Raw genomic sequence first — 24,544 nt, forward strand, 5'->3', positions numbered from 1 at the left:
TCAGGGCCGCTGCAGGGTCCAGTCGCGCACCTCGGGCATGTCCTCGAGGTGCTCGACCACGTACTCCGCGTGCGCGGCGAGGCGCTGCTCGCACCAGGCCAGCAGCTCGCTCGCTCCGCGCGGAGTGCGACGCGCATTGTTCAGCGCGTCCATCACCAGGTGGTAGCGCGACGCCCGGTTGAGCACGACCATGTCGAAGGGCGTCGTGGTCGTGCCCTGCTCGACGAACCCGCGCACGTGGAAGCGGTCGGCGGCCGGGCGGCCGTGCACGAGCTGGTGGATCGCGCCCGGGTAGCCGTGGAAGGCGAACACGACGTCGACGTCCGCGGTGAACAGCTCCTCGAAAGCCATCGGCGCCATGCCGTGCGGATGGTCGCGGGGACGGGTCAGCGCCATCAGGTCGACCACGTTGACCACCCGGACCCGGAAGCGCGGCAGCCACCGCCGCAGGATGTCCGCCGCGGCCACCGTCTCCATGGTGACGATGTCGCCGGCGCACGCCAGGACGACGTCCGGCTCGTCGGCGTCGTCGTTACCGGCCCAGTCCCACACGCCGGCGCCGCGGGCGCAGTGGGCCACCGCCTCGTCGAGGGTGAGCCACTGCAGCTGCGGCTGCTTGTCGATGACGATCAGGTTCACCTCCGAGCGCGACCGCAGGCAGCGGTCGGCCACCGTGAGCAGGCAGTTCGCGTCCGGGGGCAGGTACACCCGGGAGATCGTCCCGCGCTGGGTGATCACGTTCTGGATCAGGCCGGGTCCCTGATGCGAGAAGCCGTTGTGGTCGTTGCGCCACGCCGTGGAGGTGAGCAGCACGTTCAAACTCGGCACCGGTGCCCGCCAGGCCAGCCCCTCGGCCTCCTCCAGCCACTTGGCGTGCTGGATCGTCTGCGACGCGCTGACCATCGCGAAGGCCTCGTAGGTGGCGAACATGCCGTGCCGGCCGGTGAGTGTGTAGCCCTCCAGCCAGCCGTGGCAGTTGTGCTCCGAGAGCACCTCCATCACCCGCCCCTGCCGGGACAGCGCGACGTCTCCGGGCTCGACGCGCTCCATGAACGCCCGATCGGAGGCGTCGAAAACCGCGCCGAGCCGGTTGCTGTTGGTCTCGTCCGGGCAGAACAGCCGGAACCGGTCCGGGTTGGCACGGTAGACCTCCCGCAGCAGCTCCCCCAGCCGGCGGGTCGACTCCAGCCGCACGGTCGCCGGGGCGGGAACCTCGGACGCGTGGTCGCGCAGGTCGGGCAGCACGAGGTCGCGGGTCAACAGGCCCCCGTTCGCGTGGGGCGAAGCGCTCATCCGCAGCTCGTCCGGCGGCGCGGCCTCCTGGACCAGCGCCACGGGAGCCCCGCCCGGGGTGAACAGCTCCTCCGGGCGGTAGGACCGCAGCCACCGATCGAGGGCTGCCAGGTGCTCCGGATTACCGCGGACGCCGGCCAGCGGGACCTGATGCGACCGCCACGTACCGACAACCCGGACTCCGTCGACCTCCTCCGGGCCCGTCCACCCCTTCGGGGTGCGCAGCACGATCACCGGCCATCGTGGCCGGGTACCGTCCCAGCTCCCGCTCCGTGCGTCCTCCTGAATGCTGCGGATCCCCGCCCACGCGGTGGCCAGGACCTGAGCGAACCGCCGGTGCATCCCGGGCAGGTCGTCGCCGGTCACCTCCAGCACGTCGTACCCGTGGCCCTCCAGCAGCCGCCGCACCTCCGCCGGCGGTTTGCGGGCCAGCACGGTGGGGCCGGAGATCTTCGCGCCGTTGAGGTGCAGCACCGGCAGCACCGCCCCGTCGCGGGCTGGGTTGAGGAACGAGATGCCCTTCCACGACCCCTCCAGGGGCGCCGTCTCGGCCTCTCCGTCACCGACCACGGCCAGCGCGATGAGGTCCGGGTTGTCCATTACCGCCCCGAAGGCGTGCACCAGCACGTACCCCAGCTCCCCACCCTCGTGGATGGATCCGGGTGTCGTCACCGAGACGTGGCTGGGGATACCACCGGGAGTGGAGAACCGGCGGACCAGCCGCTCCGCACCGGCCGCGTCCTGCCCGACCTGCGGATAGATCTCGCCGTAGGTGCCCTCCAGCCAGGACGCGGCGACCAGCGCCGGACCGCCGTGGCCCGGGCCAGTCAGGTAGATCATGCGCTGGCCGGTGTAACGGATCAGCCGCGACGCGTGCGCGTAGACGAACGACAGACCGGGACTGGTGCCCCAGTGCCCGAGCAGCCGAGGCTTGATGTCGGCATCGGTCAGCGGCCGGAGCAGCAAGGCATTGGAGCGCAGATAGATCTGCCCGACAGTGAGGAAGTTCGCGGCCCGCCACCACGCGTCCACCCTCGCCAGGTCGGCGTCGTCCAGCATCGCCAGCCGGGCCGCTGCGGCCCGGAGGTTCTCCGGCAGCTCGGGCGCCGTCACCACGGCTGTCCCCACCGTTCTGCCTCCGGCAACCACCACGTCGTTTCTCCCTCCGTCAAGACCGGCGCCGTCCGGCTGTGCGATCAGATCCGTAGAGCGCGCAGGGCGGGATCGCCGCTCGGTGGTGGCGCCAACCGGATCCGTGCATCGACCGTGACGCAACGGTTCAGCCCGACTACCACCGGGTTGAGATCGAGCTCCACTACCTCTGTCAGCAACTCCGCCAGCCGGGCCACCCGAACGATCACGTCTCGGACCGCCGATCGGTTCACCGCGGGGACGTGGCGCGGATCGAACAGCCTCTCCCCCGCATGGAACTCGCCGAGCATCTCCTCGGCGTCGGCATCGGAGAGGGGAGCCAGCCTGTGGGTGCGGTCCACAGCCAGGTCGGTGATAGTGCCGCCCAGGCCCACGGCGACCAGCGGCCCGAAGGCCGGATCGTTCGTCACCCCGACCAGGAGTTCGACCCCGGGTGATGCCATGGGTTGCACCAGCAGGCCCCGCAGTCGCGTGCCGAACCGGTCGACGAGGTCCTCGGCCGCCTGCCGGACCGCATCGGCGCTGTCCAGACCCAGCCGCACGCCTCCCGCGGCCGCCTTGTGCAGCACGTCGTCGGCCACCGCCTTCAGCGCGACCGGGCGACCGGCCCGGGAGAACGCGGCTACCGCGTCGTCCGTCCCCTCGACGACGACACCGCGCAGGATCGGCAACCGGAAGGCCTCGAGCACGTCCTGGACCTGCTCCGGTTCCAGCCACCCACCGTCGGGGTGGCCGTCCAGGAACCCGGTCACCACACCGGCGGCACGGATCGGGTCGATGTCGGTGAGGGCCGGGTCGGTGCTGCGCGGCCGCGCCAGCCAGCGGAATCTCTCGGCGGCGTACGCCAGCGAGGTGGCGGCGGCCGCCGGCTCGGCGAAGCACGGCACCCGCAGCCCGGGGCGGGTGCCCGGCAGCGCGGTGAGATGCTCGGCCTGGGCGAGCCGGACCGCCAGGAGCGGCTTGTCGCTGTCGCCGGTGAGTGCCTCGTTCGCGGCGCGGGCGATACCGGGGAACGGGTCGGCCAGCGCGGTCGGCACGGTCAGCGCGACGACGGCGTCGACGTCGGATGACGCGAGCAGCGCGGTCACGGCCGCGGCGAACATCTCCGGCGTCGCGGCAGCGGAGGTGTCCACCGGGTTGCCCGTCGCGGCGTGGGCCGGTAGCGGCCGCCGGAGGGCCTGTCGGGTGCGTTCCGCCAGCGGTGGGACCACCAGGCCCGCCGACGTGCACGCGTCCGCCGCCAGCACCCCGGCACCACCGGCGTTGCTGATCACCGCGACCCGGTGGCCCGCCGGCAGGGGCTGCCAGGACAGGGTGGCGATCAGCTCGGAGAGCTGGTCGAGCCGGTCGACCGCGAGCACCCCGGCCTGCCGGAACAACGCGTCCCGGGTCACCCGCGGAGTCGCTGTGGCGGCGGTGTGCGAGGCCGCTGCCCGCTGCCCGGCCTCCGAGCTGCCCGAGCGCAGGGTGAGGACCGGGATCCGCTCGGCGAGCCGGCGGGCGAGCCGGGAGAACTTGCGCGGGTTGCCGAACGACTCGAGGTACAGCACGGCCGTCCGGGTCCGCAGGTCGCCGTGCCACCACAGCAACAGGTCGTTCCCGCTGACGTCGTACTTGTCCCCTGTGGACACCATGGTGGAGACCCCGGCACCCAGCCGGCGCAGCTCGTCCTGCACCGCGATCGCGACCCCCCCGGACTGCGTTACCAGTCCGACGTCGCCAACCGGGGCCGTGCCGGCGAAACCCGCGTCGAGGCGCACGGCCGGGTCGGTGTTGGCGATGCCCAGGCAGTTGGGGCCCACCAGTCGCATGTCGAATCGACGAACGGCGTCGATCAGTCCGGTCGCGAGCGGCGGGTCCGTGGACAGTCCGGAAGTGATCACCAGCAGCGCCCGCGCGCCGCGTCGCCCGCACTCCTCGGCCACCTGCGGCACGGCCGCCGCCGGCACGCACAGCACCGCCAGGTCAGGCGGCTCGAGCAGTTCCGTGACCGACCGGTAGCACGCGACCCCGGACACCTGCGCCGCGTGCGGGTTCACCGCCTCGAGGCGGCCGGTGAACCCGGCCGCCACGATGCCGGCGAGCACGGCGTGGCCGACCGAGTCCGGCCGGCGGCTCGCGCCCACGACCACCACGGATCGCGGCGCGAGCACGGCGGTCAGACTCGCGATCTCCGCGCGCTCCTCCCGTTCGGCCAGCGCCGCCAGATACCCCTCATCGGGGTCGAGCCCCAGTTCGACGTGCAGGCAGCCGTCCTCCGCGTGCATGCGGGTGCGCAGTCCGATGTCGGTGAGCACCCGTCGCACCGGGGTGTTCTCGGCGAGGACCTCGGCGACGAACCGGCGTACGCCCCGGCGACGGGCCCGCGAGGCCAGATGCTCCAGCAGCAGGGTGCCCACACCGTGCGCCTGTTGCGGGTGCGCGACCGCCAACGCAACCTCCGCCACGGACCCATCGCCGACGGCCACACACTGCGCCACCCCGATGAGCTCCTCGCCGTGGAAGGCACCCACCGACACACTGCCCGGACCGGCCCGCGGCACGAGAGCGTCCGCCGACGGCGACACCCCGGCGCTGAAGAAGCGCAGGTAGCGGTCGTACGGGGGCAACCCGCGGTAGAGCGCACCGATCAGGGGCGCGTCCGCGCCGGCCAGCTCGCGCATCCGCACCACCGTGCCGTCGGCGAGCAGCGCCCGCACCGGGCGTGCATCGACGCGCCCCGTCTCGGGGCGGGACCGGTCACGCCGTTCGGCTACGGACATCGAGCACTTACCTCCCACCGTGCCGCACCCACTTCCGGACAGCCACCGAGTCACGGTCCAGGGCTCCGACGGCTGGTGAGCGCGGATGTGGTGGCGAGGCCCTCACCGGTTGCGGCCGGTCCACACCGGCTCGATCCGCGCCCACTCCCGCGTCCACCGCGCGTCGTTGCGTGCCCTGACCCAGCGCCGGACGCCGAGGCCGGCCACCGCCAGCGTCGACCAGCCCGCGATGAGGACACCGGCAGCGGCAGCGACGGCCACCAGCGTGGCTCCGCCCGCAGTCAGGGGTGCCCCGACCAGCTCACCGCGTCGATCCACCCACGCCCTCACCTCCGTGCCCGCGGGCCGGGGGCCGTGCACGGTCAGCTTCCCGAGGTGCTCCGCGCCGTCGGCGTCGAACCATCGGACGGCGACTCGGACCGGGGGTGACATCCTGCCGGGCTCGACGCCGGGCACGTTCGGGGTCGCCTCCAGAAGGACAGCACGCACCGGGGTACGGCTGTCCGCCTCGGCTCGGGCCCGCTGGGACTCCTGACCGTGCACCTGCAGCCCCACCAGCACCGCGACCAGCAAGGTGAGCAGGACCAGTGACGAGAGAAGCCAGGCGACCGCGTCCTCCACGCGGTCGGTGAACCGGCGCGCCGACCGAACCCTGGCCGGCGGGCGATGTTCCTGTTCAGCGCGCACCGCCACCACCCCTTCCGGTGTCGACCTCCGTCTGATGTTCGAGATGTGAGTCCGGGGGTGGGACACCACCGACTCGTGGTCGTCGGCGAGCCACCGCACCCGGTAGGGCGGCGAGCCGTCCGGGTGCACGAGCCCGACGACCCGGCCCCGCCGCCCGTGCGGCTCCCCCGGGCGGCCCGGGAGCACCAGCCAGTCCCCGACGTGGGCACGCATCACGACCGCCGCCTGGGCCGGCGCTGTAGACCGTCAGCCGCAGCGATGCCGGCGATCATGACTTTCCCGCGGTGTCGGGCCGCACGACCGCGACCGGGCACTTTGCGTGGTGCAGCAGCGCATGGCTGACCGAACCCAGCAGCAACCCGGTGAACCCACCGCGCCCGCGCGATCCCACGACGACCAACTGCGCGTGGCCGGACTGCTCGATGAGCGCAGAAGCCGGGCGGTCGCGGGTGACGACACGCTGGACCGGGACGTCCGGGTATGTCCCGCTCCACCCGGCGAGCCGCTCGGCCAGCAGCTTGTGCTCGTCGGTCTCGATGGCATCCCAGTCCATCAGCGGGGCCATCACCGGGTCGACGAGCAGATCCCGCCAGGTGTGTACCGCCACCAGGGGCACCCGGCGCAGGGCGGCGGCCTCGAACGCGAACGCCAGCGCGGCCTCGCTGATCGGGGAGCCATCGATGCCGACCACCACCGGACCCTCCAGCGGCGGCGGAGCGTCCTGAGTGGCACCGCGGACCACGACCACCGGGCACGAGGCGTGCGCGGCCAGCGCCACGGCCACCGAGCCGACCAGCAGCCCGGTGAAACCGCCGAGCCCACGGTTGCCCAGCACGACGAGCTGGGCCCGCGCCGCCTCGGCGTTCAGGACCGGAACGGGGTAACCGATGACCACGTCCTGCTCGATGACGATCCCGGGAGCGGCACGCGTGGCCGCCGCCGCTGCTGCCGCGACCTGGTCCCGGGCGTTCTGCAACAGGACCTCGCGGTAGTCCGTCCCCAGGCCCGGGTTACCGATGTACTCGGTTGTGCCCATCCAGCCGAACGCCTCGACCAGCCGCAGCGGTGCCCGACGGCGGTCTGCCTCCTGGGCGGCCCAGCGGACGGCTTCCAGCGCCGACTCGGATCCATCGACACCGGCCACCACCGGTCGGCCTGCCTGCTCGGTGTTCATCGCCGTCCCTTCTCGATCTGTTGGTGTCGACGTTGCCAGCGCGCCGGTACAGGGAGCAGCGGCCGTTGTCCCGGGCCCAGCGGGCCATTCGGCCCCGGAGATTCCGCCGCTCGGCCCGGCCGCTCGCCGACCCCGATGGGTCCGGAGTGGAGGCGCAGGAGGAGCGGCTGCGTGCCGCCGCAGGCCTGCGAACACCGCGGTGCACGGCCAACCCGGCAGCGCGAATGCCGGTCCCGGTCGGACGGGCCCTTGGTCCGGTCATCGCCGGCCTGCCCGGGGCCCTCCGCTACCACCCGTGGGCCCTCGGACCCTGTCCCGCGTCAGGACTCGTGGCGGAGATTCGAGACGAAACCCCGCAGATCGAGGAGCACGCCATGGCCACCCGCCCCGTCCACCTCGCCGCACCACCGGAGAGCGTCGATGACGACCCGCTGGTGACCGAGGTGATGACCACCCGCCTGATCGGGATCGTGCCGGACGCTCCGTTGTCCACGGCGCTTCACCTGATGGCCTCCGCCGGTGTTCGCCACCTCCCCGTGCTGGACGGCCGGCGGTGCCTCGGGCTCGTCGTGGAGGCCGACGTGGTGCGCTACCTGGCTCAGGCGCCGGGTCCGTTCGGTGACGGATCGCCGATGGTGGTCGGCGACGTCTGCCGGGCTGCCGACCCGCTCGCCGTCCGCATGCGGCGCTCCGACGCCGCGCGGCGGATGGAGGCGACCGGGTCGGACGCGGTGCTCGTCGCCGACGACGGCCGGTTGGTCGGCATCGTCACGGCGACCGACCTGATCCGTTCGCTCGCCGGACGGGCCGCCCCCGAAGCGGCCGACCAGGAAGGCCGATGAGCATGGCTCGCCGTCCCGTCACCGTGTGGGCGGGCCACCCCGTCCGCGGCCGGGCGGCCGTGCGTTGGGGCGCGGCTCAGGCGGCCCGTACCGGGAGGTTGTTGCGCGTCGTCCTCCCCGAACGTCATGCGGACCGGATCGTGGATCTGGCGGTGGTCACCGGCATGCTCGCCGCCGTCCGTCGCGCGATCCCGGAGGTCGCGGTGTCCGCGGAGGAAATCGGCGAGGCGACCGGCCCCGCGCTCCGCGCATTGTCCGGTGACGCCTCGGTACTCGTCGTCGAGGCCAGCACGCCACAGCTCGGCGCCGTCGTCGCGGGGTCGTTCTGTCCCGTGGTGATCGTGCCGGAGGACGAGGTCAGGACCGACGGGCCGGTCGTGCTCGGTGCCGCCCCGTGGACCGGCGACGAGGTCTTCGACACCGCGTTCCGCGCCGCCGCCGACCGCGGGGTGCCGCTCCAGCCGGTACGGGCCTGGACCGACCCCCGGATCGACCTCGGCCGGCTCCTTCCGAGCAGGCTGGCGCGCTGGGACGCCGCCGAGCAGCGCGCGCGCCGCGAACTGGAGATCGCGCTGTCGGCGTGGACGGTGGCCTACCCCGCTGTGGAGGTGCAGCCGCTGGTGGTGAACGACCGGCCGGCGGAGTTTCTGCTCGCGCTCTCCCACCGCGCCCAACTGCTGGTGCTCGGCCGGTCCGAACGCGGAACGCTGCTGTCGGGCATCACGGGCTCGCCGGTCGAGGAACTGGCGCGCCAGGCACACTGCCCGGTGATGATCGTGCCCGCGGCGGGACCACCGCGGCGCACCTGGCTCCCGAGCCGGCGGCGTGGCCTGGCCGAGCTCAGCAGCTGATCCCCAGGGCACGAGAGCCGGGAGGACAGTCCCCCACCCGGGAACTGTCAGGGTCGGGGGTCGCCGGCCCCGCCGGCGCCGGTCGGCCCGCCGGTGAGGGCGCCGTCCTTCGAGGCGCCCGCTGCGGTGAACCGCACCGCCTCTCCGGGATGCAGCTCCCGCACCTCCTCGCCGCATCCCACGCGGATCGGGCGGCCGGGGCCCGGTTCCGCGGACACCTGCACCTCGCGGCCCGTGACACGCACGCGCAACGGTTGTGCGCGGTACTGGACGGTCAGCTCGAGCACGCCGAACCGGCGCGGCCAGTGCGGGTTGAGCCACAGTGCGTCCTGGCGGGTCTCCAGCCCGGCGAAACAGCGCTGGAGCAGGTCCACGCATCCGGCCATCGCACCGAGGTGCACACCCTCGGCGGTGGTGCCGCCCTGAATGTCCGCGGTGTCGCTGTGCAGGGCCCGCTCGAAGTGCTCCAGCGCCTGTTCCCGGTTGGCCCGGGCCAGCACCCAGGCGTGGACGAGCGCGCTGAGGGTGGACCCGTGGGCCGTGCGGGCCAGGTAGTAGTCGATCGTGCGCGGGATGGCCTCGGGCGGCAGCGCGTAGCCCAGCCGACCGAGCAGCTCGCGCAGTTCGTCGGCGGAGAGCAGGTAGAACAGCATCAGCACGTCGGCCTGCTTGGACACCTGGTAGTCGTCCACAGAGCGGCCTTCGGCCTCCAGGATCCGGTCCAGCCGCTGGATGTCGCCGTAGCGTCGGCGATAGTCGTCCCATTCCAGTTCGAGCAGATCCCGGTAGCCCTCGAACTGGCTGATCACCCCGTCGGAGTGGATGGGCACGTACATCCGCCGGCTGACATCGCGCCACCGCAGCAGCTCCGCGGGGCCCAGTCCGAGACCCTCGAGGAGCTCGGTCCGGCGGGTCGCCGGCAACGCGTCGAGCGCGTCCTGGGCGCGCAGCAGCACCCAGACCGCCATGACGTTGGTGTAGGCGTTGTCGTCGAGACCGGGCTCGGCGGCGCCCGGGTAGCGGGTGCTGTACTCGTCGGGCCCCATCACGCCGTGGATGACGTAGCGGCCCCGGGCCGGGTCCCGGCGGGCCAGGCCGGACCAGAAGCGCGCGATCTCCAGCAGCGCCTCGGCGCCGTGTTCGGCCAGGAAAGCCAGGTCTCCGGTGGCCTGGTAGTACTGCCAGATGTTGTAGGCCACGGCGAGACCGACGTGGCGCTGCAGGTGGCTGGTGTCGGGCAGCCACCGCCCCGAGCGCGGGTTGAGGTGGATCCGCTGGCTCTCCTCGCGGCCGTCGCTGCCCGACTGCCACGGATACATCGCCCCGATCTGCCCGGCGGCTCGGGCCGCCCGCCGGGCCGCGTCGAGCCGGCGGATCCGGTAGAGCAGCAGCGCGCGGGCCAGCCCGGGCAGCCGCAGTGTGAACAGCGGGAACACGAACAGCTCGTCCCAGAACACGTGGCCCCGGTAGGCCTCACCGTGCAGACCGCGGGCCGGGATGCCGGCGTCGAGGTTCACGTTGTGCGGCGACACGGTCTGCAGCAGGTGGAATGCGCTGAGCCGCAGCGTGCGCAGGGTGTCGGTGCGCGCCGGGTCACGCCCGTGCCCGAGGTCGATGGCGAACCGCTGCCAGAGCTGCTGCCAGGCCAGCTCGTGGCTATCCAACAGGTTGTCGAATCCGGCGGCGTCGCGCAGCAGCTCCACCGCGGCCAGTCCCGGCTCGGAGATGGCGACGTCCCGGGAGGTGAACAGCGCGACGACCTTCTCGACGGCGACGGGAGCACCCGCGGTGATCTCGACGTCGAACTCGTGGGCGATCCGCGCCGGTTCTCGGACCAGGCGGCGCGGGAGGCCGATGGGCCGTCCCGCCCGCAGGATCCGGGTACGGGCCGCCTCGGCGATCCGCAGCTCGGACTGGGTGGTGCGGGCGGTCAGCAGCACGCTCTGCCCGTCCGGCTCGCGGCTGCCGAGGACCGCGAGATGCTGCCCGGACATCTGGCGGTAGCGCGCGACTCCGGTGTTGGTCACCGCAGCGTCGAGCCCGGACACGACCCGCAGGCGGCCGTTCCAGTCCTCGGCGGTGAACGTGGTGTGCAGACCGGCCAGGTGCGGTTGTCCCATGTGTACGAACCGGCGCTGCCGCATCGAGGTGTGCCGGCCCGCCGCATCGACGAAGCGCACCACCCGACTGAGCACGCCGCGTCGCAGGTCCAGCACCCGGCGGTGCTGCAACACCTGCACCGCTGCCAGGTCGACCCAGTCCCCGTCCTCGATGGCGAAGCGCAGGTCCAGCCAGTTCGGCAGGTTGACCAGGCTCTCGTTCTCGACGGCCTGGCCGGCCACCTCGTCGTGCAGGCGGTTGTAGCAGCCCGCGGCGTAGGTTCCCGGGTAGTGCACGCCGTCGGCGGAGGACTCCGGGGCGGCGCCGCGGGTCGCGAAATAGCCGTTACCGACGGTGCAGAGCGCCTCCCGGCGGCCCTCATCGGCCGGGTCCCAGCCGTCGAAGACCAGCGTCCACGCGTCCGCCCGGTGGTTGTGCGCCACCGCGTCGGGCCGAGGCGTCATCGGTTCAAGCCGATGCTGTCCCCGGGCATCCCTTGCCCCATCCGCTGCCTCCATCACCCGTAGGCCGGCTGACCGTAGAACGGGCCACCGGCTCGTCGGCACGGCCGAAGGGCCCGCGCACCCGGGCGCCGGACCGCTCGACGAGGCCGCCGGCCGGCCTCCCACGCGGAGACCAACGCCCCTGCCCGGCACCGGTCCGCCCACCCATGCTGGTCCTACCGCGCCGCCCCGGGCGCGAATCCGGAGGTACCCATGACCCGCTCACGGCCCGCGGACCTTTCGGCAGCGGTCGAGCACGCGCTGCGCGCGCCGTCGGTGCACAACACCCAGCCGTGGCACTGGCGCATCACCGCACACACCGTCGAGTTGCACGCCGACTGGGATCGCCATCTGGCGGCGACCGATCCCGGCCGTCGCGACCTCGTGTTGAGCTGCGGCGCCGCCCTGCACCATCTGCAGGTCGCGCTGGCCGCACTCGACGTGTCCGTGCGGGTGGACCGGTTGCCCGATCCCGAGGACCTCGGTCACCTCGCCACCGTCGAGATTCTGCCCGGCCCCGGGGACGAGGCCGAGGCCGCACTGTTCGACAGCATCGCCCGCCGCCGCACCGATCGACGCCGGATGAGCCACCGACCGGTACCGGTCGGGCATGTGGCCACGCTCGCCGAGCAGGCGTCGCGTCACGGGGCGGTGCTGCTCCCGGTCACCGACCCTGCCCTCCGGCAGGGGCTCGTCGCGGTCCTCACCGAGGCCGCCCACCAGCAGGCGGACACCCCGGGTTACGAGGCCGAGCTGCAGCTGTGGACCCACCGCTACACCGACGCCCGCGACGGCATCCCGGCCGCCAACGTGTCCCCGCCCCCGGTCGGACTCGTCGGCACGTCACCCCTGCGCCGGTTCCCGCGCGCGACCCTCACCCAACCACCGCAGCAACCCGGAAGCGGCCCGGCCGACGACGCCGCCGAACTGCTCGTGCTCGCCACCCGCGGCGACGATCAGCTCGACCGGCTGCGCGCCGGAGAAGCCACCAGCGCGCTGCTGCTCGCCGCGACCGGGCTCGGGCTGGCCAGCACCCCACTGAGCCAGGCCCTCGAGATCGACACCAGCCGACACGACCTCCAGGACCACGTCCTACGCGTCCCCGAGCATCCCCAGCTCATCATCCGGATCGGATGGCCGGCCGACGGCGCCGCCGAACTGCCGGTCACACCGCGCCGGAGTCTGCGCTCGGTACTCCTCCCGATCTGATCAGGACAGGTGGCTGTCCTGGCTGGACGCTTTCCAGGATCAGGCCGGCGTCGGGCCGAGCCACCCGGGCCGAGCTCGTGCGATCGTGATCAGCCGGTGCCGGCGTCGGCCAGGCACAGCCGGCGCCCGGTGAGCTTGGAGAGGGGGATGGCGATGGTGTGCGCGGTCCGCCCCGGGGCCCAGGGCGCCGGCAGGCGTGCGGCGAGGTCGGCCAGCCGGTCGGTGTCGGTGACCTCGTAGGCCTCGCCGATACCCAGGACGCTCCAGCCGATGTGGGCGCCCGGATCGATGGCGTCGGCCTGGAAGGCGACGACAGCGCGCCGGGCGACGGCGGCGAGCTTGGTGCCGCCGGCGGTGCGGAAGAGAATCTCCTCACCGTCGAGGACGTAGTTGACGGGCTGGGCGGCCGGCAGCGCGGCGTCGGTGAACACGACCCGCCCGACGACGCCGTGAGCCAGCAGACGCAGACATGTGCCGCGATCGAGCTCAACGAGCTCTGCGGTTTCCGCCACGGTCCCTCCGTCCCGATGTACGACTGTCCCTCGACGATGCAGCAGCCGAGATGCCGGCAGCAGAGCCGGACGTCCCGCGCTGCCGTCGGTTCGTCGCCTCTGCACAGGACTTTGGACCGGGCACGCCGGACCGCACGAAGTGCAGCCCGCAGATGGCCGCTACCGGGTCGGGACCGACCAGGACAGCAGGGTCCCGGACGGCTTGCACGGGGTGAGGGTGAGGGTCCCGCCGTGGCGCTCGGCGCGCCGGCGCAGGTTGGCCAGGCCGCTGCGCCGGGTGCTCGGGCCCATGCCGACGCCGTCGTCGCGGACGTCGAGAGTCAGGCGATCCGGGCGGGCGGTGACGTCGACCTCGGCGGATCGGGCCTGGGCGTGGCGGGCGATGTTGCTCAGGGCCTCGCGCAGGACGGCGAGGAGGTCCTCGGCGACGTCGTCGGGCACGGTGTCGTCGAGCAGGCCGGCGAACCGCACGGCGGGGGTGAACCCCAGCGCCGAGGCCACGTCGGTGGCCACGTCCAGCAGCCGGGCCCGCAGGCCATGGGGCTGGGCCTGGGGCATCTGGTGGAGCTGGAAGATGGCGGTGCGGATCTGGCTGACCGTGTTGTCGAGATCGCGGACGGTGCCCAGGATCCGCTCGGTCGCCTTGCCCGGGCCCAGGCCCGTGGCGACCGCGTGCAGCGACAGCCCGGCCGCGAACACCCGCTGGATCACCTGGTCGTGCAGGTCGGCAGCGATGCGCTCGCGCTCATCCAGCATCGCCGCCCGCTGCTGCTCGGCACGGGCCTCGGCCAGCTCCACGGCCACGGAGGCCTGGTTGGCGAACCCGGCGGCCATGTCCAGATCCTCGGCGCTGAACGCCGGCGCTCCCGACCGCCGGGCCGCGGTCAGCACCCCGTGGATCTGTTGGGAGCCCAGCAGCGGCAGGACCAGCACCGGGCCGACGTCCAGCCCTCCCGACGCCACCGATGCGAGCCCGGGTTGCTCGTTCGGGGTCGAGACCCGTAGCGGCTCGCCGGTGGTGAACACCCGCCCGGCCAGCGAGGCATCCAGCGGCACGGAAACGCCGAGCAGGTCCGCGGCGCCGACCCCGACCGCCACCTCCACCCGCAGGTCGCTGCCGTCATCGGCCGGCAGCAGCACGGTGACCAGATCGGCCTGCGCGACCTCCCGGCTGCTCTCGGCGATGAGGTGCAGCGGACGGCCCGCTTCGGCCGTGTCGACGGAGAGCAGCCGGCGGGTGATCGCGGCCGAGGCGCGCAGCCACTCCTGGCGGGAGCGAGCGGCCTCGTAGAGCCGGGCGTTCTCGATCGCCACTCCCGCGGTCGCCGCGAGTGCCTTGGTCAGCTCCTCGTCCTCCGCGGTGAACTCGCCGCCCTCCGCCTTCTCGGTGAGGTAGAGGTTGCCGAAGACCTCGTCGCGGACCCGGATCGGCACGCCCAGGAAGCTGTGCATCGGCGGGTGGCCGGGCGGGAAGCCGGACGAGCGCGGGTCGTCGGTGATGCGATGCAACCGGATCGGCGACGGATCGTCGATCAGCGCCCCGAGCAGGCCCTTGCCCTGCGGCAGGTGCCCGATCTGTTCGACCGCCCCCTCGGGCATGCCGGCGTGCACGAACTCGGCCAGGTGCCCGTCGAGGGCGATCACGCCCAGCGCGGCGTAACGGGCGCCGATCAACTCACGCGCGGCCTCCGCGATCCGCCGCAGCAGCACCGGCAGGGCCAGATCCCCGATGATCATCTGGTTGGCATGCAGCAGCCCGCGCAAGCGGCTCTGGGTGGCCATCACCTCCCGGGCGCGGTCGACCAGCTGCCCGAGCAGCTGGTCCAGCTCCAGACGCGGCAGATCGGGGAACGTCAACGCCGCATCACCCCCGGCACGTCCTGGAGCAAGGTGAGCCGGCTCGTCGAGCTGGACCCGGTCGGCGTCACCGGCTCGCCACGCAGACAGTTCATCGGGGTCCACGGGCATCCTCGCTAGCGTTCGACAGGACAGCCGCACGAGCCGGGCAGATCCGGAGCGGTCGCACGGCACCGAGGATCAGCGGCTGTGCCTCCAACATTCCCGAGTCAAGCACAGATCTCACCGCGGCTGAACGCCTCGTTCTGCTGGCCACCGGACCGAGAAGTCCGGCGCAACCGCCGGCCGCCGTCGGCGTCGCCCGTGCCCAGACCCAGGCGGGTGATCGTGCGGGGTGCCGGGCGATCGCTGTTCGTCGTCACCGTCCCACATTCCGTCGCTGCGGGGCGGTCGACAGGGCCGACGGTACGACCGTCTCCGGTCGGGTGGCCGGTTGTCGGGCTGATCGCCGGGAACGCCCGCCCGTGGTCATCGAGCGGCATCGGACGACCCGTCCGATGGGCCCGGGTGCTCGCACCAGCCGGGCCTGCGACGGCGGGTCGTATGGCCGGTGTCACCGCTCCGGCATCAGCGCACCCTGGGCCGCGCAAACGAACGATCCCGAGAGACGAGGGCCATGAGGTTCAACTGGACAGACGTCGTCGCGACGATCCCGGTTGCGACGATCGTCGTGTCCTACGTCGGCCACCTGGTCGACGGCGACGTGCCGTTCATCCAGGATCCGCGCGGCATGGTCGGGGCCGGGCTCGCGCTCGGCCTGATCGCAGCGGCGGTCCTGGGCCGCTCGGCCTTCGGCGGGAGCCCGGCCGGACGGGGCACGGGAGCAGCCGGACTCGTCTCGTTCACCTTCGGCGTCGTTGTGCTGCTGTGGTCCGGGAACGGCGTGATCGGCGAGGTCCTGCTGGGGAGCTTCATCGGCTCGATCGTCGTGACGTGGGCCCTGGCGGTGGTGCTCCCCGCCGCGGGTGTACCCCGCACCCGACGGAGGCGGTCCCCGGCTCATTCGTGACGGCAGGCCTCGCGGCGGACGGCGGACGCCACGGAGCATCCTCGCCGCGATGCTGTCGCACGCGGCGACCCACAGGCCTTCTGTCCCGTCAGGTCGTGCCGCACGACCGTGGGCCGGTCCGACGCCCGCATCGACGATGCCATCGCGGTCACCCTCGCCGAGGCGGTCGCGCCTTCTGCCGCCCCCCCTGACATCAGGAGCTGCAGATGAACTCCGAGACAGCCGACCACGCTCTGGTTCGCACCGCCCTGGTGCCGGTGCCCGACCGGACGTCCCACGGACGGCTCGCAATCGCCGACGTGGTCGGGCTGCTCCCCGCGTAGCCGATGTCCACCACCACCCTCACCCCGACGGGCCTGTCGAGCGAGGAGGCCCGGGAGCGATTGGCCGCCGACGGCCCCAACACGCTGCCCGTGTCGCGGCCGCCGTCGCCACTGTTGCTGCTGCTGCGCCAGCTGACCCACTTCTTCGCGCTGATGCTGTGGGCCGCCGCCGGCCTCGCGGTGTTCGCCGGGATGCCGCAGCTCGGCGTGGCGATCGTCGTGGTGGTCGTGGTGAACGGGTTGTTCGCGTTCGCGCAGGAGTACCGCGCCGACCGGGCCGGGCAGCGGTTGCGCGAGTTGCTACCGGTCCGGGCCGCCGTCCGTCGCGACGGACGGCGGCAGGTGGTGCCGGCAACGGAGCTGGTGCGCGGCGACGTGGTACTGCTCGACGCCGGTGACCGCATCAGCGCCGACCTGCACCTGGAGCGCGTGGACGGTCTGGCCGTCGACGAATCCACCCTGACCGGGGAGAGCGCCCCCGCCCGTCCCGAGAAGGGCGTCACAGCCTATGCCGGCACCTTCGTCGCCCAGGGCGAGGCCACCGCGGTCGTGATCGCCACCGGCGCCGGTACCCGGCTGGCCGGCATCGCGTCGATGACCCGACGCACCCATCGCCCACCCGGTCCGCTCGCGGTCCGCCTGGGGCAGGTGGTGCGGATCGTCGCGCTCGTCGCCGTCGCGCTGGGCGTGACGTTCTTCGGCATCTCGCAGTTGCTGGGCATGCACCTCACCGAGGGCTTCCTGCTCGCGGTCGGTGTCACCGTGGCGCTGGTCCCGGAGGGCCTGCTGCCGACCGTCACCCTCTCGCTGGCCCGCGCTGCGCACACCATGGCAGCCCAGCACGCCCTGGTCAGGCGGTTGGAGTCGGTGGAGACGCTGGGCTCGACCACGGTGATCTGTACCGACAAGACGGGAACCCTGACCCGCAACGAGATGTCCGTGGTACGGGTCTGGACCCCCGACGGCGCCGCGACGGTGCAGGGCTCGGGGTACCGGCCCGACGGAGCCGTCACCGCGGCGACCGCCGAGGCGACCCGTGCTGTCGCCGACCTCGCCGCCGCCGCCACGCGCTGCGCCACCGGCCGCGCCGTCGAACGAGACGGGGCCTGGACACCGATGGGCGATCCCATGGAGGTCGCGCTGCACGTGCTCGCGCTGCGCTGCGGGCTCGACCCCGACGCCGACGAGGTGGCCCGCCCGGAGCTGCGGCGGGTGACCTTCGACCCCGCCCGCCGGCGCAGCCTCGTCGTCGTCGGCGACCGCCGGACCGCATTCGTCGCGATCAACGGAGCCCCCGACGCCGTGCTCCCGCTCTGCGGCGACGACCCCCGGCTCCTCGCCGAGGCGACGGCCGAGATCGAGCGAATGGGGCGCCGGGGCCTGCGCGTGCTCGCCGTGGCCGCGGGCCCGCTGGCGGGCGGGGCGGCTGAGGCCGACCTTCCGGTCGAGCAGCTGGAGAGCGGGCTGCGTCTGCTCGGGCTGGTCGGGTTGCAGGATCCGCCCCGCGAGGGCGTCGCGGACGCCGTCGCCGCCTGCCGGGCAGCACACATCCAGCTGGCCATGGTCACCGGCGACCACCCCTCGACCGGCCGGGCCATCGCCGAGCAGGTGAACCTCGCCCTGCCGGACAGCCCGGTGCTGATCGCAGCCGAACTGCCCGACGACGAGGAGGCACTGGGCGCGGTCATCGATGTGGACGGCCTGGTGATCGCCCGCGCCGCACCCGAGGACAAGCTACGGATCGCCCGGGCCCTGCGCCGACGCGGGCACGTGGTGGCCATGACCGGCGACGGCGTGAACGACGGGCCGGCACTGCGGGAGGCCGACATCGGGGTGGCGATGGGCCGCAGCGGCACCGACGTGGCCCGCGAGGCCGCCGACCTGGTCCTGTTGGACGACCACTTCGCCACCATCGTCACCGCCGTCCGATACGGACGGGCCACCTTCGCCAACATCCGGCGGTTCCTCACCTACCATCTGACGGACAACGTCGCGGAGGTGGCGCCCTTTCTGTTGTGGGCGCTCTCCGGCGGCGGTGTCCCGCCGGCCCTGGGCGTGCTGCAGGTCCTCGCCCTCGACATCGGGACCGATCTCCTGCCCGCGCTGGCGCTGGGTGCCGAACCGCCGAGCCGCGGAGCGCTGTCCGGGCCGGCCCGCACCGGCAGGCTGATCGACCGCCGCGTGCTCGGTCGCGCATTCGGCGTGCTGGGCCCGGTCGAGGCCGCGGTGGAGCTCGGGGCGTTCATCATCGTCCTCTCCATCGGTGGCTGGAGCTGGGGGGCGCCGGCTTCCTCAGCCCTGCTGGCCATCGCCTCCGGCACCGCGTTCACCGCGGTCGTGCTGGGCCAGCTGGCCAACGCGTTCGCCTGCCGCAGCGAGCACCGGCCCGTCGGCCGGTGGTCCTGGCGGGGCAACCCGCTGCTGCTCGGCGCGGTTGCGGTGGAGCTGGTTCTGCTGGCCGGGTTCCTCGGCCTGCCCCCGATCCCGCAGCTGCTGGGCGGGTCGGTCCCGACACCGTTGGGCTGGGCCCTGGCCGCACTCGCGGTACCAGCGGTGCTGCTCGCCGACGCCGCTCACAAGCGGCTGACCCGCGGTGGGCGTGAATCGAGCAGCTGACCTGCGCGAGCAGCTGGCCGGCGGTGCGTCCACCGTCGCAGCGGCGCGGCACGGGGTTACTCAGCCTTCGGCAGCCACCGGGTCGGCGAAGCGGACCGAGATGACCCCGATGACGGCCTCGGCGATCAGCTCCGCGGTGCGCCGCTCGATCGGGTCGCGCTCCTCGCCGGTCAGCGTCACCTCGCCGTCGCCAGCACGGTGACCAGATCGGTGACGCCCTCCTGCGGGTGGGCGACCAGTACATCGGTGTGCATGATGTCGCCGACCGTCTTGCCGGGCTCGGGTACCGAGGCGCGTGGACCCGGGACCCGGGGGTCCGGCGGGAACCGGTCGGCCAGCAGGCCCGGCTCGCTGATCAGCCCGAGGAGGCTGCCGTCCGATTCGGCCACCGGCAGGCTGATGAACGCGTTCTCGGCCAACTGCAACGCAGCCTGCTTCACCGGCGTACCGGATGTCACGACCACTGCGGGACTGGACATGACCTCACGTACGCGCATCGATTCCTCCTGTCGCCACCTGCTCGGCGCGCCGGCGCACCAACGTCGCGGTGAACACAGCCGCCACCGCGGCCGTGGCCGCGAGCAGGAGGAACCCGAGGGTGTAGTCGCCCAGCGCGCCGTAGACCAGGCCCATGACCAGCGGCGGGAAGAATCCGCCGAGGCCGCCCGCGGCACCGACCACGCCGGTCACGACCCCGACCCGCTCGGGCTCCACCAGCCGGGCGACCAGCGCGAAGACCGCACCGGTGCCGATGCCGAGCGCGGCGGCCATGCCGAGGAAGGCCGCCGTCGCGACCGGGACCAGCGGGAACTCGAACGCGGCCAGCAGGGCCAGGACTGCGACCGCGCCGTATGCGATGACGAGTACCGGTACCGGCCGGAACCGGTCGGACAGCCAGCCGCCGACGGGCCGCATGGCGACGGCGAGCAGGACGAAGCCTGCGGTCCGCAACGCCGCGTCGCCGCGGTCGAGGTGGTAGGCGTTGGTGAGGTAGGTGGGCAGGTACACGCTGAACGCCACGAAGCCACCGAACGCCACGGCGTAGAGGAACGCGAGCTGCAGGGTCACCGGCATCCGCAACGCCGTCACGAGCCGGGCCAGCATGCTCCCCGCGGCCACGGACCGGTCCGGCCGGTCTCGCAGCAGCAGGTAGGCGACCGCGGAGTAGACCACGAGCACGGCCGCGACCAGGTCGAACGGGAAGCTGGGTCCGATCGCCTTGGCCAACTGAACGGTGGAGAAGGCCGAGATCGCGGTACCGCCCATACCGACACCGAAGATGCCCAGCGCGAGGCCGCGCCGTTCCGGCGGGTACCAGGAGTTCACGAACGGAACACCGATGGCGAACGTGGTGCCGCCCAGGCCGAGGAAGAAGCCGCCGACGAGGTACTCGATCAGCGAGTCGGCGAGGTGACCGAGGTAGAGCACGGGCAGGACGGTCAGCAGCGCCACGGTCGGGAACATTCGACGGGCGCCCAGCCTGTCGGCGAGCGCGCCGACGGGGATCCGGCCGAGCGACCCCACGATGACCGGCACCGCCACCAGCAGCGACTGCTGAAACGAGGTGAGCGACAGCTGCTCACGCAGGGTCGCGCCCAATGGCGACAGCAGCGCCCAGGCCCAGAACGTCACCGCGAAGCCGACGGTGGCCAGCCCGAGCATCACCGCCGGCCGTGGTGCCGCCGCCGACACCGACGACACGGTGGCCGGTGCTGTCCCCTTGGCGGCCGGTCTGGTCACGACGCGTCTCCTGTCTGCCCGGACGACCCTGCGGTCCGCGGGTGCCTCGGCTGTCAACGGTCCTGCGCCGGGTACTTGATCGGCAGGGACCTTTCGTTCGCGTCGTCGGGACCTTCGGCATTGATCTGTTGGGATCCGAATGCCAGGGTCAGGAGGGCCATCAGCTGCGAAAGGACGCGGGCATGGCTCTCCATGCGGGAACAGGAAATGGTCCGGCGGCCGCCTCGCGGAGCGGAACGGACGGCCCTGCGGCCGATGCGCTGCTGCGGATCGGGCGGTTCTTCACCCGCCGGGAGACCTCGGACGATCTGCGGGCGGTGTTCCGCGTGGGCGGCCGCGAGGGCGACGTCTTCTACCGGGACCGCTGGAGCCACGACAAGGTGGTGCGCTCCACGCACGGGGTGAACTGCACCGGCTCGTGCTCGTGGAAGGTCTACGTCAAGGACGGGATCATCACCTGGGAGACGCAGCAGACCGACTACCCCTCGGTCGGGCCGGACTCCCCGGAGTACGAGCCGCGCGGCTGCCCGCGCGGCGCGGCATTCTCCTGGTACACCTACTCCCCCACCCGGGTGCGCTACCCCTACGCCCGCGGGGTGCTGGTCGAGATGTACTGCGAGGCGAAGGCCCGGCTCGGCGACCCGGTGGCGGCCTGGGCCGAGGTCACCGGCGACGAGGACAAGCGCCGCCGCTACCAGTCCGCGCGCGGCAAGGGCGGGCACGTGCGGGTGTCCTGGGACGAGGCGGTGGAGATCGTCGCCGCCGCGCACGTGCACACGATCAAGACCTACGGCCCCGACCGGATCGCGGGCTTCTCGCCGATCCCGGCGATGTCGATGGTCAGCCACGCAGCAGGCTCGCGGTTCATCGAGCTCATCGGCGGGACGATGACGTCGTTCTACGACTGGTACGCCGACCTGCCGGTGGCCTCCCCGCAGGTGTTCGGCGACCAGACCGACGTCCCGGAGTCCGGGGACTGGTGGAACGCCACCTACCTGTTGATGTGGGGCTCCAACGTCCCGATCACCCGCACGCCCGACGCGCACTGGATGGCCGAGGCGCGCTACAAGGGGCAGAAGGTCGTCGTCGTCTCTCCCGACTACGCCGACAACACCAAGTTCGCCGACACCTGGCTGCCCGCGCAACCGGGTACCGACGGGGCGCTCGCGATGGCGATGGGCCACGTCATGCTCAGGGAGTTCTTCGTCGACCGGCGGGTGCCGTTCTTCGTCGACCACGTCGGGCGCTACACCGACCTGCCGTTCCTGGTCACCCTGGACGAGCGCGACGGGGCACACGTGCCGGGGAAGTTCCTCACCGCGGCCGACCTGGGCGACGCCGGTGAGGGAGCGGAGTGGAAAACGGTGCTGCTCGACGGGCGCACCGGCGAGCCGGTGGTGCCGAACGGCTCGCTCGGGTTCCGCTACACCGAGTCCGGCGTCGGGCGGTGGAACCTCGACCTGGGCGACGTCGCCCCCCAGCTCACCGTTCTGACCCCCGACCGCGTCGAGGCCGCCGAGGTGCTGCTGCCCCGCTTCGACGCGCTCGACGGCACCGGTGGTGTGCTGCGCCGCGGGGTGCCGGTGCGCCGGGTCGCCGGGCGGCTGGTCACCACGGTCTTCGACCTGATGCTCGCGCAGTACGGCGTGCGACGCGACGGGCTGCCCGGTCGGTGGCCCACGGGCTACGGCGACCCGGCGGAGCCGTACACCCCCGCGTGGCAGGAGTCGATCACCTCGGTGCCGGCCGAACAGGTCGTGCGGGTGGCGCGGGAGATGGCCGCCAACTCCGAGGAGTCGCACGGCCGCACCATGATCATCATGGGCGCGGGCATCTGCCAGTGGTTCCACGGCGACGCCACCTACCGCGCCGTGCTCGCGCTGCTCATGCTCACCGGGTCGATGGGCCGCAACGGCGGCGGCTGGGCGCACTACGTCGGCCAGGAGAAGTGCCGCCCGGTCACCGGGTGGGCCACGATGGCGATGGCCACCGACTGGCAGCGCCCACCGCGTCAGATGATCGGCACCGCGTACTGGTACACCCACACCGACCAGTGGCGCTACGACGGCTACCGCGCCGACGCGCTCACCTCCCCGCTGGCGACAGGCCGGCTCGCCGGCCTGCACACGATGGACACCATCGCGCTGTCCGCGCGGCTGGGCTGGATGCCGTCCTACCCGCAGTTCGATCGCAACCCGCTCGACGTCGCCGACGACGCCGCGGCCGCGGGCCGGCAGGTCCCGGCCCACGTCGTCTCACAGCTGCGGGACAGGAAGCTGAGGTTCGCGATCGAGGACCCCGACGCGCCGGAGAACTGGCCGCGCTGCCTCACCCTGTGGCGGGCGAACCTGCTCGGCTCCTCGGCCAAGGGCGACGAGTACTTCCTCAAGCACCTGCTCGGCACGCACGACAACCTGATGGCCGAGCAGACCCCCGCCGAGCGCCGGCCCCGCGACGTCACCTGGCGCGACGAGGATCCACCGGAGGGCAAGCTCGACCTGCTGCTGTCGCTGGACTTCCGGATGACCAGCTCGACGCTGCTCTCCGACGTCGTCCTCCCGGCCGCGACCTGGTACGAGAAGCACGACCTGAACACCACGGACATGCACCCGTTCGTCCATGCGTTCACCCCGGCGATCGACCCGCCGTTCCAGGCGCGCACCGACTTCGACGCCTTCGGAGCCATCGCCCGCCGGTTCAGCGAGCTGGCCCGCACCCACCTCGGCGTGCGCCGCGACGTCGTGGCGGTGCCGCTGCAGCACGACACGCCGGGCGAGACCGCGCAGCCGGGGGGCCGGGTTCTGGACTGGCGGGCCGGCGAGTGCGAGCCGGTGCCCGGGCGGACCATGCCGAACTTCGTGGTCGTCGAACGGGACTACCCCGCGGTGGCGGAGAAGATGGCGGCCGTCGGCCCCCTGGTGGACCGCCTCGGGATGACGACCAAGGCCGTCACCTACCGGCCCGACGAGGAGATCGCCTACCTCGGAGCGAAGAACGGGGTGATGCTCGGCGGGGTCGCCGAGGGCCGCCCGGCGATCGACACCGACGCCAAGATGGCCGAGGCCATCCTCGCCCTGTCCGCCACGACCAACGGCCGGCTCGCCGTGCAGGGCTTCCGGGAGCTGGAGCGGCGCACCGGCACCCGACTGGCGGACCTCGCCGAGGGCAGCGAGGAGAAGCGGATCACCTTCACCGACACCCAGGCCCGCCCCGTGCCGGTGATCACCAGCCCCGAGTGGTCCGGCAGCGAGACCGGCGGGCGCCGGTACGCGCCGTTCACGGTCAATGTCGAGCGGTCCAAGCCCTGGCACACCCTCACCGGGCGGATGCACTTCCTGCTCGACCACGACTGGATGCACGAGATGGGCGAGACGCTGCCGATCTACCGCGTGCCGCTGGACATGTCGCGGCTCTTCGGCGAGAACCGGCCCGGCGAGGTCGCGGCGGACGGCGCCTCGGTGACCGTCCGCTACCTCACCCCGCACTCGAAGTGGTCGATCCACTCCGAGTACCAGGACAACCTGTTCATGCTCTCGCTCTCCCGCGGCGGGCCCGTGGTCTGGATGAGCGACCGGGACGCGGCGGCGATCGACGTGCGGGACAACGACTGGGTCGAGGCCGTGAACCGCAACGGCGTGATGGTGCTGCGCGCCGTGGTCAGCCACCGTATGCCGGCCGGCACCGTCTTCGTCTACCACGCGCAGGAGCGCGTGGTGAACGTCCCGAAGTCCGAGGCAACCGGCCGTCGCGGCGGCATCCACAACTCGCTGACCCGGATCCTGGTCAAACCGACCCACCTGATCGGCGGCTACGCCCAGCTGTCGTTCGCGTTCAACTACCTCGGGCCGACCGGCAACCAGCGCGACGAGGTCACCGTCGTCCGCCGCCGCGCCGGCCAGAACGTGGAGTACTGA

16 protein-coding genes are annotated in these 24,544 nt (G+C 72.8%); 6 read left to right on the plus strand and 10 right to left on the minus strand.

The features are described 5' to 3' along the window. The 4 genes from HF519_RS05665 to HF519_RS05680 all read right to left on the minus strand — a co-directional run bounded on the left by HF519_RS05665 (position 1) and on the right by HF519_RS05680 (position 7,068). Positions 1-2,421, minus strand: coding sequence for a phosphoketolase family protein (locus HF519_RS05665; RefSeq protein WP_312859923.1), 2,421 nt, complete (start codon positions 2,419-2,421; stop codon positions 1-3). A gap of 68 nt (positions 2,422-2,489) precedes the next feature. Continuing rightward, positions 2,490-5,207: a GNAT family N-acetyltransferase gene (locus HF519_RS05670; protein WP_169410781.1), complete on the minus strand. Its 2,718-nt coding sequence runs from the start codon at positions 5,205-5,207 to the stop codon at positions 2,490-2,492. Between the two features lie 102 nt (positions 5,208-5,309). Beyond that, positions 5,310-6,107 (minus strand): Rv1733c family protein, encoded by a 798-nt coding sequence (locus tag HF519_RS05675; RefSeq protein WP_246242586.1) that lies wholly within the window; start codon positions 6,105-6,107, stop codon positions 5,310-5,312. 55 nt (positions 6,108-6,162) lie between these two features. Beyond that, the gene (locus HF519_RS05680; RefSeq protein WP_169410785.1) at positions 6,163-7,068 is read right to left on the minus strand and encodes a universal stress protein; all 906 of its coding nucleotides are present in this window, start codon (positions 7,066-7,068) and stop codon (positions 6,163-6,165) included. 374 nt (positions 7,069-7,442) lie between these two features. Between HF519_RS05680 and HF519_RS05685 the strand changes: the two genes are divergently transcribed. Next, positions 7,443-7,910, plus strand: a complete 468-nt coding sequence (locus tag HF519_RS05685) for a CBS domain-containing protein (protein ID WP_169410787.1) — start codon at positions 7,443-7,445, stop codon at positions 7,908-7,910. Then, on the plus strand, positions 7,907-8,761 hold the full coding sequence (locus tag HF519_RS05690) for a universal stress protein (protein WP_169410789.1): 855 nt from the start codon (positions 7,907-7,909) through the stop codon (positions 8,759-8,761). Before HF519_RS05685 ends, HF519_RS05690 begins: the two co-directional genes overlap by 4 nt. Before the next feature lie 47 nt (positions 8,762-8,808). Here HF519_RS05690 and HF519_RS05695 read toward each other — a convergent pair whose 3' ends face one another. Further along, the gene (locus HF519_RS05695) at positions 8,809-11,325 is read right to left on the minus strand and encodes a glycoside hydrolase family 65 protein (RefSeq protein WP_211169594.1); all 2,517 of its coding nucleotides are present in this window, start codon (positions 11,323-11,325) and stop codon (positions 8,809-8,811) included. 252 nt (positions 11,326-11,577) lie between these two features. Here HF519_RS05695 and HF519_RS05700 point away from each other — a divergent pair, with 252 nt between their 5' ends. Beyond that, on the plus strand, positions 11,578-12,573 hold the full coding sequence (locus tag HF519_RS05700) for an Acg family FMN-binding oxidoreductase (protein WP_169410793.1): 996 nt from the start codon (positions 11,578-11,580) through the stop codon (positions 12,571-12,573). Positions 12,574-12,662: 89 nt separating this feature from the next. On the opposite strand, the gene HF519_RS05705 is transcribed toward HF519_RS05700, so the two are convergent. The 3 genes from HF519_RS05705 to HF519_RS05715 all read right to left on the minus strand — a co-directional run bounded on the left by HF519_RS05705 (position 12,663) and on the right by HF519_RS05715 (position 15,304). Further along, a complete protein-coding gene (locus tag HF519_RS05705; RefSeq protein ID WP_169410795.1) occupies positions 12,663-13,085 on the minus strand; it encodes a pyridoxamine 5'-phosphate oxidase family protein in 423 nt (140 codons plus the stop codon). A 159-nt stretch (positions 13,086-13,244) separates the two neighbouring features. Further along, positions 13,245-15,047, minus strand: coding sequence for a sensor histidine kinase (locus tag HF519_RS05710; protein WP_211169595.1), 1,803 nt, complete (start codon positions 15,045-15,047; stop codon positions 13,245-13,247). 104 nt (positions 15,048-15,151) lie between these two features. After that, positions 15,152-15,304: a hypothetical protein gene (locus tag HF519_RS05715; RefSeq protein WP_169410799.1), complete on the minus strand. Its 153-nt coding sequence runs from the start codon at positions 15,302-15,304 to the stop codon at positions 15,152-15,154. Between the two features lie 254 nt (positions 15,305-15,558). Here HF519_RS05715 and HF519_RS05720 point away from each other — a divergent pair, with 254 nt between their 5' ends. After that, positions 15,559-15,951: a hypothetical protein gene (locus HF519_RS05720; protein WP_169410800.1), complete on the plus strand. Its 393-nt coding sequence runs from the start codon at positions 15,559-15,561 to the stop codon at positions 15,949-15,951. Positions 15,952-16,277: 326 nt separating this feature from the next. Beyond that, on the plus strand, positions 16,278-18,890 hold the full coding sequence (locus HF519_RS05725; protein WP_169410802.1) for a cation-translocating P-type ATPase: 2,613 nt from the start codon (positions 16,278-16,280) through the stop codon (positions 18,888-18,890). A gap of 176 nt (positions 18,891-19,066) precedes the next feature. Here the strand turns inward: HF519_RS05725 and HF519_RS05730 are convergent, their stop codons facing one another. After that, complete coding sequence (locus HF519_RS05730; RefSeq protein WP_246242550.1) at positions 19,067-19,387, minus strand: CBS domain-containing protein; 321 nt, start codon at positions 19,385-19,387, stop codon at positions 19,067-19,069. Beyond that, positions 19,374-20,630, minus strand: coding sequence for an MFS transporter (locus HF519_RS05735; RefSeq protein WP_312859924.1), 1,257 nt, complete (start codon positions 20,628-20,630; stop codon positions 19,374-19,376). Before HF519_RS05735 ends, HF519_RS05730 begins: the two co-directional genes overlap by 14 nt. A 182-nt stretch (positions 20,631-20,812) precedes the next feature. On the opposite strand from HF519_RS05735, the gene HF519_RS05740 reads away from it, so the two are divergent. Continuing rightward, positions 20,813-24,544 carry a nitrate reductase subunit alpha gene (locus tag HF519_RS05740; RefSeq protein WP_211169596.1) on the plus strand — a complete coding sequence of 1,244 codons (3,732 nt, stop codon included), beginning with the start codon at positions 20,813-20,815 and terminating at the stop codon, positions 24,542-24,544.

This window comes from Pseudonocardia bannensis (assembly GCF_012911875.1).
In the GTDB taxonomy this organism is placed as follows: Bacteria; Actinomycetota; Actinomycetes; order Mycobacteriales; family Pseudonocardiaceae; genus Pseudonocardia; species Pseudonocardia bannensis.